We start from the raw sequence: 17,586 nt of genomic DNA on the forward strand, positions 1-17,586 counted from the left end.
CGGCTTTTCTCTTAATTATTTTATAATACTAAATAGAATCATCGATAAATATTTTTAAAATACTCATCCATATACGAATACAATTCCGCTTTCTTCCCGATCTTCTTGTTGGATTGTATAATACTCCAATCCCCATTATCATTCGCTTCAATCATAAGCCAACCCTTGTCACTGTATGCGATATCCCAAGATATCAATGTAGCACCCTCAACGTTGACTGCCATATCATGTATTAAAGATAAAGCTTCATCCCATTTTGGTAACTTATAACCTACAATTTGAATATTCGTATCCGGGTGAATATTAAAATGCTCTCCCCTATAATTAATCGCATCCGTTTGAACGAATCCGTATTCAGGGTCAATGCTTGCATATATGCCTCCGGAACCGGCATTGTCCATTACGGCATTTCCTACGCCAATTCTCCAGGTCACGCCTATAATATTAACTTTACCCTCCAAAACGAATGTAACTACACGCAACGAGTTCACTGACTGCGGATGCATAATGGCCGTCTCTCTACCCTGATTAATAAGTTCTTCTACTACAAAAGCCCCTTTAGCAATCATTTCAGTAAAAAACATATTAATATCTGTTTCCTTTGAAGAGACAATTTTAATTCCATGTCCGGAATGTTCTTCCAAAGGCTTAAAAATAAAGTGCTTATGCTTATCAGCAAAAGATAAGAAATGGCCTTTATCTGTTTCATTATAACATCCCAACACATCACGTTTAAAGAATTTATGATATTTCTTATAACATGCGTATTTATCAGTCATTAATGACAAAATATTTTCTTTATTCAGAATATCACAGTAATGATATCTCAACTTATCGGATACAAAAGATGCCCTACAACGATATTTTTTGTCTATGAATCCATATATGCAATAATCTTGAAAACTTATGCCAAACCGATGTAAGCAATAGACCATATCACGCACAACGTCATCCACGGTATACCGTTTCAATTCTTCTTTATGCAATTCAATAGCCTCTTTCGCCAGTCGCACACCACCCTCATAGTATTCCCTATCAAAGATACTATAATACCCTACATATATTTTCTTCCAGAACTCCGAATTATCAGCTTTATGACTTAGCCAGTTCTCAAGTGGAGTATCAATCTTCCAACGTGCAATGCGGGGAGATATACCAAAATATCTATCTTTCATCACTCATCTCTATTTATAATCCTCTTCCGTGCCCCACAGTTTGGCAAAACGCTGGAGCCTGCGTTCATTCATAAACCATTTACAATAATCTTTCCACGAGTACCGTGGTTCATAGCCAAGCTCGGATTTCGTCTTACTGATATCAAGGACGAATTGCATGGCTGAACGCTTGTCCGGATCATACGTCACAACCGGCTTATTGTCCGGATCGGAGAACACATCAACAATGGCATGGATACGTTCATCAAGCGTAGAGCCCCCGCTACCTATGTTATACAATCCACCGTCAAGTCGGGACTCTGCACATTTCTCCACTATTTGCAAAAAATCTTCGACACAGCAGGTCTCAAGAAGACGCTCGGGATCACCCCATATGACAATGGGCTCACCACTTTCCGCCCTTTGCATGAAAAAACGATCCGACACCATCACTTTCTCACCATTGGTAAACGTGTAAGGGTTTGGATGATAGACATAGACACGGGATAAACGAAGGATAAAACGTTTTATGCCATGTACTTTATAATAATGCTCAATCATTTGGACCGCGGCAATCTTAGCTATCACATACATGGCATGGTCACCATCCATGGGAGCTTTCATTTCCGAATCAGCAGGTATCGGTATCTTCGATCCAAACAAGTAACTTACATCAAAAAGAGACTGCGGGAAAATTATTTTAGGAATGTGGTTCATCCTCATGAATTCCAATATGTTGTATGTACCCTTAATGACAGTGTCAATGTATAACGAACCATCATAGCCCCGCATAGAAGCCGGCAAGGCCCCGGCAAAATGAGCGACCAGGTTTATGCCCTCGGCTGGCAATTTCTTAAAATCCTCAGCTTTTGAAATGTCCACCGAATAATAAGGTATGTTATAGTCTGCAAAAAAGCCGTTGTCACTCTTCCTGTGTCCGACCGCCAAAACCCTATATCCCAATTTATGGAAATGAACGGAGACATATGCACCCAATGTGCCCGTAGCACCAAAAACCAAAATTGTTTTCATCATAAAATAATTTTTTTATTCGAGCAATAAAGTATGAAACCGTTACGATCATAGTTGGAACATGAAGCTGTAAGCTCCTTGCCCCTCCTTTCCCTCAAAACGATCCAGTCCTCCTCGGGCATGTCAAAACAGGGCAACAAGCGAGACGTATATGCTGATAGAAAATAAATGCCTGAATACGCGATATTATGAACCGCCACCGGTTCATACATGTCCAAAGCCACGAGGAGCAATTTTTCCAAATAGTCATAGTCAGTTGACAGATTTATCAAGGCATTCGAGATATAATCCCCACCTCCTCTCGGATTGACTTCTATCAGATAGATACTATTTTTATCATCCACTTTTATTTCAGTATGTGAAGCTCCATTTATAAAACCGATTGAGGACAGGACAAGCGGAATCACATTCCTAATCCGTTCCTCAACAAACACCGGCAAACAAGCGGGTTGGTGGTGTTCCAGTTCTACAAAATGCGGAGCCCCGGTTCCTACCTTTTCTGTTATCTGGATGACTTCATGCCGGTTATTGTAAGAGATGGACTCCACGGAATATTCTTTTCCCACGATATACTCTTCGGCCATGAAAGTGGCATCCTTCAAGTCATAAGGAACCGATAAATTTTCCACTGAACGATCCACAAAGTTCACCCCTTTCTTGGCCGCGCCTTTTACAGGTTTGAGAACATAGGGACGGGGAAAGGAGGACATAAGATTTTCTAAGGGACCGACCTCAAACCTTACTTGGGCAAGAACAGGAATAGCGTTGGTCTTTTGCCGGACGAACACTTTATTCTGAATATTCATGAGTACTCGATAGGGCGTACAGACCTTCCCCAGCCTCTCGGCAACGTATGATACCACAAGCGCGGTCTCTTCAGATGCATTGGATGCAACCCCGTCCACATTGCAATCCCGGCAATATTGGAAGATCTTATCCATCTCAAATATTGAAATTGGGATAAAATGATCAACATATTCCTTACATACCGCCCCTTCAGGCCAAGCAAAACAATAGGTTTCCAACCCCATTTCCTTAGCTTTTTTGCAAAGCGGCAATTGCCCGGTGGATGCTCCTATGATGGCTATTCTTTTTTTCATTGCACAACAACTGTTATCAAGGCATCCAAATTTTTCATGCCGGCAATAAGCTCTTTTTCCGAGTCAAACCTCAACACCAGCGTGCCGATGGCGTCATTCGCCCCCTTAAACGAAGAAACCTTGTCACCCTCTTTTACCCAAAGGTCTGTTTGAACGACATGAGATATAGAAAATTCTTCATCAATGTCCAGACGTATGAAATGTCCTTCCCTGTCCGCATGAAGGATCACTTCCGCCCAATATCCATTATAAGGTTTCTGTTCCACACCTCTCACCTCGTCACCCACTGCGGCACGAACTGCATTGGTTATCAAATCGACACCCGTGGCAAAACGAAGCATCTCGGCCAAACGGTTACCACCGCCACGAGGGGACACTTCCATGATGTAGGCCCTGCCGTCACGGCCTATACGAGTTTCAATATTATAAATGGAGGTTCGCATCCCCAAAAGCGACAACAGACGTTGTATTTCGGAGGCCAACTCGGCTTCCTGCCCCTTGGTCATGGTGGAGGGCCAGCTATAGGCCGAAGGGGTATACGGATTGGCGGCGCCTTCGTCAAACCGCTGGGCCGAGAAGGAAACGAATTTTAACTCTCCGTCAACGGAAAAACTATCCGTATCGGAGGAACAGCCCGACTTCTCGATAAATTCTTCGACGATCACGCGTTTTGAAATGGAATGTTCAAAGGCGGACTCCAAGGCAGGCCCCAAATCTTCAGGCCTGTCCACCCTCGTCACCCCCTTGCTCCCTGCGGCATCGGTAGGTTTCACTATTACAGGCCAGGAATACCAATATCTTTCAGCCAGAGCTTCCTCCACGGAGGAAAAGCCCTTGGCCTTGGGCACCGTGAAACCATGCTGGGTGAGGAAATTACGGAAGCGGTCCTTGTTCTGCAAAATGCAAACCGATTCATAGGGATTACCGGGCAGCCCCATCTGTTCCTGCACATAAGCAGCCGTGACGACTCCGGGATCAACCGCAAATGACATGATCCCGTCAATCTGCAATTCGCGGGCCAGCGCCAACACTGCCTCTTTATCGATGATGCTCACATTGTGATATTCATCGGAATACTTATGAGCTATATTGTCCGGAATGTAGTCGCAAGTGATCACGTAATAGCCCAACCGGTGGGCGGATTCTATGACGGGCAGCAGATACCTCAATCCTCCAAGGAGCAAAAGTTTCTTTTGTTGCTTTTCCACTATCTTACAATTAGGTTGATTACACGATTGATCGCCCCGGTGTCCAAATCATGATGCATGGGAAGGCAAATCACACTGTCTGCCACTTTATGCGCCAAAGGAAGATTGTTGGGATTAGCGGATTCCAATCCTCTATAAGTAGAGAACTCACTTATCAGAGGATAAAAGTATCGCCTACCTAATACTTGATGCTCTCTCATCTTTAAGTAAAGTTCATCACGTGTAATCCCATATTTTTCAGTATCAATAAATATTGGAAAATAGGAATAGTTATGGCGAACCCCCGACATATCTTCCATAAAACGAATGCCTTCCACGTTACGTAATGCTTCACGATATTTTATTGCGACTTGCCGACGTCCCTCAATAGCAGCATCTACTTGTTTCAAATTCAATAATCCGTAAGCAGCACGAATTTCGTCCATTTTGCCATTGATACCGGGAGCAACAATGGTCGTCTCACCGGCAAAGCCAAAGTTCTTCAAATAGTCAATACGTTGTTTCGTCTTTTCATTATGGCAAACCAAGGCTCCTCCTTCTATCGTATTATAAACTTTAGTGGCATGAAAACTTAAAGTGGACATGTCACCGGCTTCCAATATGGACTTGCCATTAACCTCGACGCCAAATGCGTGCGCAGCGTCATAGATCACCTTCAAGCCATACTTGTCGGCTATCTCCTGAATACGTTCCGTATCGCAAGGTTTGCCGTAGACATGAACAGGCATGATCGCAGTAGTTTTTGGAGTAATAGCTGCCTCTATATTATCGGGATCAATGTTACAGGTTTCAGGATCTATGTCTACAAATACCGGTTTGATGCCATTCCACCACAAAGAATGGGTGGTTGCAACAAAACTATAAGGGGTGGTTATTACTTCACCTGTGATCCTTAGTGCCTGCAAAGCACACATCAGAGGAAGGGTTCCGTTCGTAAACAAACTAATGTAAGGCACCTTCAAATACTCGCACAAAGCTTTTTCCAGTTCCTGATGGTAGTGACCGTTATTCGTCAGCCACTTACGATCCCAGATGTCTTGCAAATAGGGTAAAAAGTCGTCCAGGGAGGGAAGAAGGGGAGAAGTAACTGTTATTAGTTTTTCGTCCATATTTGTTTATTATCCAATTTATTTTTCCGATGAAGTAACGAACACACCAGTTGCCGCACTTCGAGATATTCAGGAAGACGAAGCTTCTCATATACCAATATAGCCAAAATTAATCCTGTCAGGCATTGAAGGGGTAGCATTACATAAATTGAAAGAGAAAATAGAGTTATACACCACATTACTCCGGCTATAAAAAACGAGACGAGAAATGAGGGGAATATATCCATAATCTGCTTTTTAGTCGGATAATTTACTAAATCGGCAGAATAATAACTGTTTAGAAAATAAGCGATAAAAGAAGTAAATACACTGCCCCACAACATATACTCTATACCCCAGAAAATACCAATTACAATAGGTCCGACAGCTATAACTTTCTTTATTATTTCCAGTTTAAGGAACAAATCCGAACGCCCCTTCACTTGAAGGATATTCAAATTGATTGCTTGCAAAGGATACAGCATGCCCGAAAAACAAATTATCTGCAAATAATATACGGATTGTAACCACTTCTCACCTATTAAAACCAATATTAAAGGTTTTGCTATGGCTGCTAAACCTAACATACAAGAAAATGCAACCAGCATGGTCATCTTTATAATTTTACGGTATCCTTCAAGCAAACGTTCAGGATCTTCCTGTATAGAACTAAGAACCGGATAGCTCACCCGCTGTACAACTGCAGTCAAATTACTAGAGAATATTGTATTAAATTGCCCGGCACGAGTATATTGCCCCAATTGGGAAGAAGAATAAAACCGCCCGATAACGACATAATAAACATTTCTGTAAGCAGTATCTATTAAACCTGAAACCAACAGTTTAGATCCAAATCCAAACAATTCCTTAAAGCTTTCTATTGAAAACTCCCAAGCTGGACGCCAATGACTATAAATCCAAAGAAACAGAGCATTAAAAAACTGACGTGACAGTTGTTGGGCAACAAGACTCCATACTCCATAATTTAAAAGAGCCATGCCAATACCTATTACCCCACTCGAAATAGATGCAATAAAAGATATTTTTGTTTGTATTTTAAAGTTGATTTCCTTGACAAAAATGGTACGCTGAATAATGGATAAAGCATTGATAACAAGTACCAGCCCAATGACCCGTGTTACCGGGACCAACAGAGGTTCTTTAAAAAACTCACTAATCGCGGGAGAACAAAAAAATAATAGTACATATAAAGAAATCCCAACTATTAAATTAAAGAAAAAGACTGTATTATAGTCTTCTCGTTTAATGTCTACTTTCCGAATCAACGCATTCGAGAATCCACTATCAATAATTGAATCTGATATTGCGATAAAGATAGCGATCATAGCCATTATGCCATATTCGGTTGGCGTAAGTAAACGAGCAAGAACTAGGCCAACTAGAAAAGTAACTCCTGAACTTGCAATATTGTCAACGAAGCTCCATCCAACACCTTTAAGCGTTTTTTTCTTTAACGATTCACTCACTTACAACAATGATCACTGAACAAAATCTGTATAGAAAAATGATAAATATGATTTGAACAAGCACTCATTACACTACCTATCCCTATTCATTTTAATCTTCTTCCAGCAACTGTAATCTCTCAATTACTTCACTCTCTTCCAAAGTCAATTCTTTACCATTCCAACTATCAATGATCGCATGTGCTTCTTTTGCTAATTCCTCTTCCGGAACTTCGGCATAGCAGGCTACCAATAACTGACACTTAAGCAATGAAGCCGGTAATCGATCCAGGACATTCCAACTGCAATCTAATACCAATTGGATTTTCTTATCTTTATCGCCATGATTATAAATCGTCGCACTGTATCCCATTAATAGGGCTTTGCAAAGGGCAGCTTCTTCAATATCAGAAGAGGCCGTCTTGCGAAAAAGAGTTTCTGACTGGCGATAGACATCAGCATTAAGTTCACGGAAAGAATCAGTATAGATGGGGGTACCATCCAAACCTAAACGAAGAAGCCTATTGGCCGCTTCGCATAAAGCGTCAATTTCTGGTTGTAAAGACATGATGATATTTACAATTTTTATTTACTATCTGCTATTTATAAAAGTGTCTATAGAAAACAAGGAATGGTGTACTACGGACTGTCAACAATCCAATCTCTTATCCGGAATAAGGTTCAAGAAATACTAACGAATAGCAAATAGAATTATTTATTTTTTTGATCAGTAGGATCAGGCAAAATTGGTTCAACGAGCGATGGATGAATATATGCCGTAGCAACAGCCATCAGTCCTTCGATAGCTACAACCACACGGCGATCACCTTTAATTCGGAGGAAATAACCTTCAACTCCGTTAAATATACCACCGGTGACACGAACTCGATCTCCTTTTTTAAAGGAAGTTATCGTAGGATCCAAATAAATAACTTGCTGGTCATAGGATCCGGCAACAGCTATAAAATTACGCATTTGGACATCAGGGATAATTATGGGTTGGCGTGTCTCTCGATCCATAATATATCGAATGGGAAGACGTTCGCCTACAGTAGCTTTCAACTCATCCATTTCCTTACGCGATAAACGCACAAAAATGAGATTATGAATTACCGGAACCAGCTTACGGATTTTACGTTCCCCTCTAAATACATACTCATAGCGCATAGGCAAGAAATTTTCTACCTTTTCAGTATCAAGATAGTTTTTCAAAGCCAACTCCCGACTATAGGTTATGCGAAGGGCATACCAAAACTTTTCAGCAGAATTCACAATATGATATTATTGGGGGACACCGACAGAAAGTTACACCTGTCGATCAAGTATTTAAGATTCTTCATCTGTAGCGTGATATACATAAAATCCGTTTATAATCTCCTTAAACCAGGAAGATAGGATTTGAAAGTATCGGATACTTTCCATTTCAATAAATATGATAATCACTAAACTGTTATAAACGAACTAATCAAAATAAATACGATCTCAATGAATATTCGTTTCAACAGTGCAAATGTATAGAGTATTTTTGGATGTACAAAATAATTCCTAATAAATTAATGCCGGACATTAACTAAATAACATCGGAGGTGCTATATAACTTCATAATATTAAGCATTTTAAACCACTTTCTCATTCATCTGTTCGGTTAAAAAGAATCAGTGTCGGTTTAACCAATGTACAACGACTTACTAATGATTCTCGAAATACAAAGAGCCTGTTTTAATTTTCCTCAAAAAGAACTTTCAAAACAAGGCTGAGCTAAATTTAAACAGGATCTAAATCACATTATCATTTTGACAATGTGATTTAATCACATGTAATGAGTCGCGTTTTTCCGACCATTGACCAACTTGATTGTAAAAAACGCAGTATAAAGCAATATGCATTTTTCAGATTATCCGGGAAATGCGCAGATAGATTACATAAAGCTTTATTTATCCTGCTATTCTTTCGAAATGCATTCCCATAGAAATTTATTACAACTTTTTATCAAAAGGAAACGCTTCATCCAAAGGAGGCAAATAGAGCAATATAGAGGTAAAAAAAATGCTTTTTCAGATAAATTGAACTTCATTTTAATAGAAATAGTTATTCCATTTGCTAAAAATAGTAACTTTACGCGTTGGTTATTATTATCCAATCTGTTAAGAAAGGATACTTAAGCCGATAAATATAGCTATCCAAGCCGACAACTAAGGCTATTTCATCTGCATTTTATGGCTTTTTGACCTTAATAACTGCCTTTACAGAAGTTAATTCTACATTTTTAAAATAATGTCAGTTAGCAATAAAGGTGAAATAAGAACATATTGATATGCATATTAGTAGTTTATTATAAATAAAGACAAAACAGATTTCTCTTATTTTCCATCCCACTAGCTAGAGTCATATGCTCCAATTCCACAAAACAGAAGCATATACTTTTGAAAAGAAGCATGCATAGGAGAAGAAAAAATATCCACAGAAATCACCAAATATTTTGTTATCCATCTGAATATAACTATCTTTGTCGCCAAAGTAACAACTATGATTCGAAGACTCAACATACACTTATTTGATCCTATCAAAAATGCAAAAGTTACAATTACGATCTAAAAAGTCTTCAATATGAGGAAAATAAAAATACTATTCGTACTATTTCTCTTTTGCTTTTCTGCTCAGGCAAATCAGACAAAAGATACAACCAACGACTCGGTACGAATCAGCTTATTGACTTGCGCCCCCGGAGAAGAAATTTATTCCCTCTTTGGGCACACAGCTATACGTTATGAGGAACCGGCAAAAGGGATCGATTACGTCTTCAACTATGGTCTTTTCAGCTTCAATACTCCCAATTTTATACTTAGGTTTGCTTTGGGTGAAACAGATTATATTCTTGGAGTAACCTCCTACGACCGTTTTGCTGCTGAATACGACTACGAAGAACGTAGTGTGTGGCAACAAACACTAAACCTACTGCCGGAAGAAAAGGGAAAGTTGCTATATCTGCTGGAAGAAAATTGCCGGCCCGAGAACCGGACATACCGGTATAATTTCTTTTATGACAACTGCGCTACCCGTCCTCGGGATAAAATAGAAGAAAGCATCGAAGGAAAAATAAGCTATGATTTTTCAGACAGAAACCACACCAAATCCTTTCGTGACATTGTACATCAATATACGAAAGGACATCCTTGGTCACAATTCGGCATCGACTTTTGTATAGGGAGCGAAGCAGATCGCCCGATCACAAACAGACAAATGATGTTTGTCCCGTTTTATCTGAAGAATGACTTTCAAAGGGCTAAAATCATAAACAATGGAAAAGAGAGAAAACTGGTATCGGACTCGCGAATAATCATCGATTGTGAAGACACCGACTCATCCCCTACCAAATTCGACATCATGAACCTCCTGACTCCTATGAGATGTGCCCTGCTATTATTCATTATAGTAACAATAGCTACCATATATGGCATAAGGAAAAAGAAGGGGCTTTGGGGATTAGACTTGGCATTATTCGGAACTGCAGGAATTGCCGGTTGTGTAATTACGTTCCTTGCACTTTTCTCCCAACACCCGGCTGTAAGTCACAATTACTTGCTTTTTGTATTTCAACCCGGGCATCTGATCTTCCTCCCAATCATTGTAAATGCTGCCAGAAAAGGAAGAAAATGCTGGTACAATGTTGCGAACTGCGTCGTTTTAACACTTTTTATAGTGCTTTTTCCGCTAATACCGCAAAGAATTGATTTAGCTGTCGTACCTTTGGCACTCTGTTTGCTGATACGTTCTGCAAGCAATCTCATTCTGACTTATAAAAAAACAAAATGAAAGGATTACTGACTTCCATAATAACAGTATTAACTATTACCGGACTGCAAGCCCAGCCGCTTCCCGCGTCTACCCCCAAACTGGTAATAGGACTGACGATCGACCAGTTGCGTACAGATTATTTGGAAGCATTTTCTACCCTATATGGTGAAAAAGGATTTAAAAGGCTTTGGAAAGAGGGAAAAGTTTTTCGTAATGCCGAATATAATTTCAACCGAGTAGACCGAGCATCCGCCGTTGCCGCCATTTATAGCGGCACAACGCCTTCCATGAATGGCATTGTAGGCAATCAATGGTTGGATGCTTCTACTTTAAGACCGACAAGTTGCGTAGACGACCCTGCATTTATGGGTAATTATACGGATGAAAACAGTTCCCCAGCCTTATTACTCACTTCTACAATAGCCGATGAACTTAAAATAGCCACCCGCAATAAAGGTTTGGTATATGCCATCGCTCCTTTCCGCGATGCTGCCATATTTGCAGCAGGTCATGCAGGAAACGGAGCATTTTGGCTAAACAGCAATACCGGAAAATGGTGTAGCACCACTTACTATTCTGAATTCCCTTGGTGGGTCAGCGAATATAATGATCGACAAGCCATCGATTTCCGTATAGGAAATATCGTATGGACACCAGTACATCCGGTAGACAAATATGTCTATCTTCCGGAATGGAGGGAGGATGCTTTCAAATATAAATTTGATGATGACCGGAGAAACAAATTCCGCCGGTTAATAGCTAGCCCGTTCGTTAATGATGAAGTAAACTCATTGACAGAGGTACTGCTGGATAAAAGTAATATCGGTAAAGATGATATACCGGACATGCTCTCATTGATGTATTATGCAGGCAATTATGCCCATAAGACTTCACAAGAGTGCGCCATGGAATTGCAAGACACGTATGTACGTCTGGACCGTAGCATCGCCAACCTATTGGAGATGGTCGATAAGAAAATCGGGCTTCAGAATGTACTTTTCTGCATCACTTCTACCGGGTATGTAGATACAGAGTCCGCCGACCACGGGATTTATCGCATTCCGGGAGGAGAATTTCATTTGAACCGCTGTGCAGCATTATTAAACATGTATCTGATGGCTTCATACGGTGAAGGGCAATATGTAGAGGCCTATTATGACCAACAGATCTATCTCAATCACAAACTGATCGAACAGAAACAACTGGATCTGACCGAAATACAGAATAAGGCAGCCGACTTTCTAGTACAATTCAGCGGTGTGAACGAAGCATACTCAATGCATCGTTTGTTATTAGGTGCATGGACCCCTGAAATCCACATGATCCGTAACGGATTCCACCGCAAACGCTCAGGAGATCTACTGATCGATGTCCTTCCCGGATGGACGGTAATGAACGAAACCAATCCTTCGGAAAATAAGATCATTCGTAATGCACATATACCGGCTCCACTCGTATTTTTTGGAAACACAGTGAGACCGGAGGTAATAGAAACACCTGTTACCGTTGATCATATTGCGCCTACACTGGCTCATACAATGAGAATACGGGCTCCCAATGCCTGCACAAAAACACCTCTTACCATCAGGTGAATACTCACCTTATTCAATTAGCAAATAATAAATAAAAAATAATAAACACATGGGATTTAATGAATTTTTAAGCTCGATCTTTGGAAACAAATCCACACGAGACATGAAAGAAATTCAGCCCTGGGTAGACAAGATTAAAGCTGCATACCCGGAGGTTGAGAAATTGGACAATGACGGACTTCGTGCCAAGACACAGGAACTAAAACAATACATCTACGACTCTGCTACAAAAGAACGTGCTAAAGTAGAAGAATTGAAAGCGAGCATAGAGTCTTTGGAGTTGGAAGATCGTGAAGATGTTTTCGCTCAGATCGACAAACTGGAAAAAGAAATTCTCGAAATATATGAAAAAGCACTGGACGAAGTGTTGCCAGTCGCTTTCTCTATTGTAAAAGATACCGCCAGACGGTTTGCTGAAAACGAAGAAGTAGTGGTAACTGCCACTGATTTCGACCGTACTTTAGCTGCCACTAAAGACTTTGTCCGCATTGAAGGAGACAAAGCCATTTATCAGAACCATTGGGTAGCAGGAGGAAACGACACTGTATGGAATATGATCCATTATGATGTGCAGCTGTTCGGTGGTGTGGTTCTCCACAAAGGTAAAATTGCCGAAATGGCAACAGGTGAAGGTAAGACATTGGTAGCAACCTTGCCTGTATTCCTCAACGCTTTAACCGGCAATGGGGTTCATGTTGTAACCGTGAACGACTATCTGGCAAAACGTGACTCGGAATGGATGGGACCGCTTTATATGTTCCACGGACTGAGTGTCGATTGTATCGACAGGCACCAGCCAAACTCCGATGCCCGTCGTCAGGCTTATCTGGCAGATATTACATTCGGTACGAATAATGAATTCGGCTTCGACTATCTGCGCGACAACATGGCCATCAGCCCTAAAGACCTTGTACAGCGTCAACATAACTATGCCATTGTCGATGAGGTGGACTCCGTATTGATCGATGATGCCCGTACACCGTTGATCATTTCCGGTCCCGTACCTAAGGGGGAAGACCAGCTTTTCGAAGCTCTTTGCCCGATGGTAGAACGTTTGGTAGAAGCCCAAAAAGTTTTGGCTACCAAGTACCTGACAGATGCTAAAAGATTGATTGCCTCCGACAACAAGAAAGATGTGGAAGAAGGATTCTTAGCTCTGTTCCGCAGCCATAAAGCATTGCCTAAAAACAAAGCTCTGATTAAATTCCTCAGTGAACAGGGAATCAAAGCCGGCATGCTGAAAACAGAAGAAATCTACATGGAGCAGAATAACAAACGCATGCATGAGGCTACAGACCCGTTGTACTTTGTTATCGATGAGAAATTGAACAGCGTTGACCTTACAGACAAAGGTGTCGACCTTATCACAGGCAATTCTGACGATCCTACATTATTTGTTCTTCCCGATATCGCAGCCCAACTTTCAGAACTGGAAAATGAACATGATCTGTCCGATGAACAGAAACTGGAAAAGAAAGATGCCTTATTGAACAACTACGCGATCAAATCTGAACGCGTACATACCATCAACCAACTGTTGAAAGCATATACCATGTTCGAAAAGGACGATGAATATGTTGTGATAGACGGACAGGTTAAGATTGTAGACGAACAGACAGGACGTATCATGGAAGGACGCCGTTATTCCGACGGACTCCATCAGGCCATCGAAGCAAAAGAACGTGTGAAAGTAGAAGCTGCCACCCAAACTTTTGCAACCATTACGCTGCAAAACTACTTCCGTATGTACCATAAACTTTCGGGTATGACCGGTACAGCCGAAACAGAAGCAGGCGAACTCTGGGACATCTACAAACTGGATGTTGTGGTAATCCCGACCAACCGTCCGATTGCCCGTAAAGACATGAACGACCGTGTTTACAAAACAAAACGCGAAAAGTACAAAGCAGTCATCGAAGAGATCGAGAGCTTGGTCAATGCAGGTAGACCCGTTTTGGTCGGTACCACTTCTGTCGAAATCTCCGAAATGCTGAGCAAGATGCTGAGCATGCGTAAGATTGAGCATAATGTATTGAATGCTAAATTACACCAAAGAGAAGCAGACATCGTAGCGAAAGCTGGTCTGAGCGGAACAGTGACTATTGCTACCAATATGGCAGGTCGTGGTACGGATATCAAGCTAAGTCCGGAAGTGAAGAAAGCCGGTGGTTTAGCAATCATCGGTACCGAACGTCACGAATCACGCCGTGTAGACCGCCAGTTACGTGGTCGTGCGGGACGACAAGGCGACCCGGGTTCATCCGTATTCTTTGTTTCACTCGAAGATGACTTGATGCGCCTCTTCTCTTCCGACCGTATCGCAAGCGTAATGGATAAATTAGGATTCCAAGAAGGAGAAATGATCGAACATAAGATGATTTCAAACTCTATTGAACGCGCACAAAAGAAAGTGGAAGAGAATAACTTCGGTATCCGTAAACGTCTGTTGGAATACGATGACGTTATGAACAAACAACGTACTGTTGTTTATACAAAACGCCGTCACGCCTTGATGGGCGAACGTATAGGCATGGATATCGTCAACATGATCTGGGACCGTTGCGTTGCCGCTGTTGAAAACAATGCGGAATATGAAGATTGCAAACTCGACCTTCTCCATACATTGGCAATGGATGCACCGTTCACAGAAGAAGAGTTCCGGAATGAAAAGAAAGAAAGTCTCGCTGATAGAACTTTCGATGCAGCGATGGCCAACTTCAAACGTAAAACGGAACGCTTGGCACAAATCGCCAATCCGGTTATCAAGCAAGTATATGAAAACCAAGGACACATGTACGAAAACATTCTGATACCTATCACAGATGGTAAACGGATGTATAATATCTCCTGCAACTTGAAAACCGCTTATGAAACTGAATCCAAAGAGGTCGTAAAATCATTCGAGAAGTCAATCTTACTCCACGTTATCGATGAATCATGGAAAGAAAACCTTCGTGAACTGGATGAATTGAAACATTCTGTGCAGAATGCAAGTTACGAGCAGAAAGACCCGTTGTTGATCTATAAGTTGGAATCCGTAAATTTGTTCGATACAATGGTAAACAAGATCAACAACCAGACAGTATCTATCCTAATGCGCGGACAAATACCTGTACAGGAAGCGCCCGAACAACCGGAACAGCGTCGTGTGGAAGTACGTCAAGCTGCCCCCGAAAGCCGTCAGGATATGAGCAAATACCGCGAACAAAAACAAGATCTGAATGATCCCAATCAACAAGCTGCAGCTCAACAGGATACTCGCGAACAACAAAAACGTGAACCTATCCGCGCTGAAAAAACAGTAGGACGTAACGATCCTTGTCCGTGCGGTAGTGGCAAAAAATACAAGAACTGCCACGGAAAAGCGTAAAAAGAATCAAGAAGGAAGATGAAAGAACTAAGCCTTCTCTCCTCTTCCTTCCCCAAAAGATGGCTCTGAACAGTTAAATATTGTTCGGAGCCTTTTTTTATTGGTACAAAATCGTATTTTTGCTAAATAAAGAAATAAACTATGGCAAAATATTCTTTCTTCTCTTTAGTCATCGTTTGTCTGACATTAAGCGCATGCCAAACGACGAGACAAATGCCTATCGATTATTTGGTGCCTGCAGAAGTTAGTTTTCCTTCTGAATTACGCCGGGTAGCCATTGTAAATAATATGAGTGAGACTCCTGAAAACAAATTGATCAAATCTGACTCGTCTAAAAAAGATGGAGAAATAGCCCGAGATGTGGTATATTATAATGGAGATGCCAAAATAGCTACCGAATCATTAGCAGAATCTATTGCGCAAGGTAACTATTTCGAAGAAGTAATTATTTGTGATTCCGCCCTACGTGCAAATGATAAATCTGCACGCGAATCTACTCTCAGCCAAGAAGAAGTAAAAGAATTAACCACTCAATTGAATGCGGACTTATTGATTTCCCTTGAAAATCTTCAACTAAAGGCCACCAAAGTAATTCAGTACCTCCGTGAATTCAGATGTTACTATGGAAGTATCGATCTGCAAGTTCATCCCACCCTAAAAATATATTTGCCAAACAGAAAAGGGCCAATGTTAACTTTAAATCCCAAAGACAGCATTTTTTGGGAAGAATACCAAACTGAGGATGCATATAATATCCATTCCGTAAAAGAAGTATCATTTTTGCATGCCCATCTAATAAAGGAACAAGATATGATTGCAGAAGCATCTGAGTTTGCCGGTACAATTCCAGTAAAACATCTCTTGCCCTATTGGAAATCCGCCATGCGAACCCTGTACACCAACGGATCAGTAGACATGCGCGATGCTGCATCCTATGTTCATAGAAATTCCTGGGACAAAGCTTTGAAACTTTGGGAACGCACCTTCAAAAATTCCAAAAAAGATAAGAATAAAATGCATGCCGCTCTTAATATAGCCCTCTATTATGAAACCAAGGACGACATCGAGCAAGCCATAACCTGGGCAAAAAACGCACAAGACTTAGCAGGTAAAATGGAGAATATGGATGAAAGATCTAAAGAAAGAATTGACATTAACGACATTCCCAAATTCATGATGACCACCTTCTACCTAGAAGAATTACAAGAACGAAAGGCAGGTTTAGCCACATTAAATATGCAAATGAGCCGATTTAATGATGATTTTTAATAAAATCATATGCAGGTAAATATTTTTTTTATACCTTTGAACTGAATATAAAGAGGAAGTCCCATGAAACTAAGTCAACAAATACAATCTGTAATCGAATCGGCCATCCGGAAAGCAGTTGCCAAGTATACTTGCGGCTGCGAGCAGACCCATGTTACAGATATCCATATACAACCCAACCAGAATTCAGGTGAACTCTACATTTTCGATGACGAAGATGAAGAACTTGTCAATACAACCATCGAGGAATGGGCAACGTACGAAGATGATGATTTCTACGAAAACATAGAACGTATCCTACGCTCGATTCTCTGCCGCATGAAAGACGGTGGTGATTTTGATAAGCTAACCATTCTGAAACCTTACTCTTTCGTGCTGGTAGACGATGAGAAGGAGACAATCACCGAACTCCTTTTAATAGACGACGATACTTTACTGGTGGACGATGAATTATTGAAAGGATTGGATAAAGAGCTGGATGAATTTTTAAAAGAGTTGTTGGAAAAGTAATT

The 17,586-nt window shown here is 40.9% G+C and carries 13 protein-coding genes; 5 read left to right on the forward strand and 8 right to left on the reverse strand.

Annotation, left to right across the window (positions count from 1 at the left end; translation table 11 throughout):
- Positions 1-38 precede the first annotated feature (38 nt).
- From H8744_RS01130 to H8744_RS01165, 8 genes are all read right to left on the reverse strand, one after another.
- Positions 39-1,175 (reverse strand): sugar-transfer associated ATP-grasp domain-containing protein, encoded by a 1,137-nt coding sequence (locus H8744_RS01130; protein WP_262433079.1) that lies wholly within the window; start codon positions 1,173-1,175, stop codon positions 39-41.
- A gap of 9 nt (positions 1,176-1,184) precedes the next feature.
- On the reverse strand, positions 1,185-2,189 hold the full coding sequence (locus H8744_RS01135; RefSeq protein ID WP_262432976.1) for an NAD-dependent epimerase/dehydratase family protein: 1,005 nt from the start codon (positions 2,187-2,189) through the stop codon (positions 1,185-1,187).
- Complete coding sequence (locus H8744_RS01140; RefSeq protein ID WP_262432977.1) at positions 2,186-3,286, reverse strand: ATP-grasp domain-containing protein; 1,101 nt, start codon at positions 3,284-3,286, stop codon at positions 2,186-2,188. Before H8744_RS01140 ends, H8744_RS01135 begins: the two co-directional genes overlap by 4 nt.
- Positions 3,283-4,494 (reverse strand): ATP-grasp domain-containing protein, encoded by a 1,212-nt coding sequence (locus tag H8744_RS01145; protein WP_369410986.1) that lies wholly within the window; start codon positions 4,492-4,494, stop codon positions 3,283-3,285. Before H8744_RS01145 ends, H8744_RS01140 begins: the two co-directional genes overlap by 4 nt.
- Entirely contained in the window at positions 4,494-5,603 is a 1,110-nt protein-coding gene (locus H8744_RS01150; RefSeq protein WP_262433080.1) for a DegT/DnrJ/EryC1/StrS family aminotransferase, read from the reverse strand. The genes H8744_RS01145 and H8744_RS01150 overlap by 1 nt, the downstream gene beginning before the upstream one ends.
- Positions 5,588-7,069 carry a lipopolysaccharide biosynthesis protein gene (locus tag H8744_RS01155; protein WP_262433081.1) on the reverse strand — a complete coding sequence of 494 codons (1,482 nt, stop codon included), beginning with the start codon at positions 7,067-7,069 and terminating at the stop codon, positions 5,588-5,590. The genes H8744_RS01150 and H8744_RS01155 overlap by 16 nt, the downstream gene beginning before the upstream one ends.
- Positions 7,070-7,160: 91 nt before the next feature.
- Positions 7,161-7,619 carry a UpxZ family transcription anti-terminator antagonist gene (locus H8744_RS01160; RefSeq protein WP_369411043.1) on the reverse strand — a complete coding sequence of 153 codons (459 nt, stop codon included), beginning with the start codon at positions 7,617-7,619 and terminating at the stop codon, positions 7,161-7,163.
- 140 nt (positions 7,620-7,759) lie between these two features.
- Positions 7,760-8,323: a UpxY family transcription antiterminator gene (locus H8744_RS01165; protein ID WP_262436250.1), complete on the reverse strand. Its 564-nt coding sequence runs from the start codon at positions 8,321-8,323 to the stop codon at positions 7,760-7,762.
- A gap of 1,332 nt (positions 8,324-9,655) precedes the next feature.
- Here H8744_RS01165 and lnb point away from each other — a divergent pair.
- From lnb to H8744_RS01190, 5 genes are all read left to right on the forward strand, one after another.
- On the forward strand, positions 9,656-10,861 hold the full coding sequence (gene lnb / locus H8744_RS01170) for a lipoprotein N-acyltransferase Lnb (RefSeq protein ID WP_262433083.1): 1,206 nt from the start codon (positions 9,656-9,658) through the stop codon (positions 10,859-10,861).
- On the forward strand, positions 10,858-12,435 hold the full coding sequence (locus H8744_RS01175; RefSeq protein ID WP_262433084.1) for an alkaline phosphatase family protein: 1,578 nt from the start codon (positions 10,858-10,860) through the stop codon (positions 12,433-12,435). The genes lnb and H8744_RS01175 overlap by 4 nt, the downstream gene beginning before the upstream one ends.
- A 49-nt stretch (positions 12,436-12,484) precedes the next feature.
- Complete coding sequence (gene secA / locus H8744_RS01180; protein ID WP_262433085.1) at positions 12,485-15,805, forward strand: preprotein translocase subunit SecA; 3,321 nt, start codon at positions 12,485-12,487, stop codon at positions 15,803-15,805.
- A 141-nt stretch (positions 15,806-15,946) separates the two neighbouring features.
- Positions 15,947-17,074: a DUF6340 family protein gene (locus H8744_RS01185; protein WP_262433086.1), complete on the forward strand. Its 1,128-nt coding sequence runs from the start codon at positions 15,947-15,949 to the stop codon at positions 17,072-17,074.
- 63 nt (positions 17,075-17,137) lie between these two features.
- Positions 17,138-17,584, forward strand: coding sequence for a hypothetical protein (locus H8744_RS01190; protein WP_262433087.1), 447 nt, complete (start codon positions 17,138-17,140; stop codon positions 17,582-17,584).
- Positions 17,585-17,586 lie beyond the last annotated feature (2 nt).

Origin of the sequence: Jilunia laotingensis (genome assembly GCF_014385165.1) — a bacterium.
GTDB lineage: Bacteria > Bacteroidota > Bacteroidia > Bacteroidales > Bacteroidaceae > Bacteroides > Bacteroides laotingensis.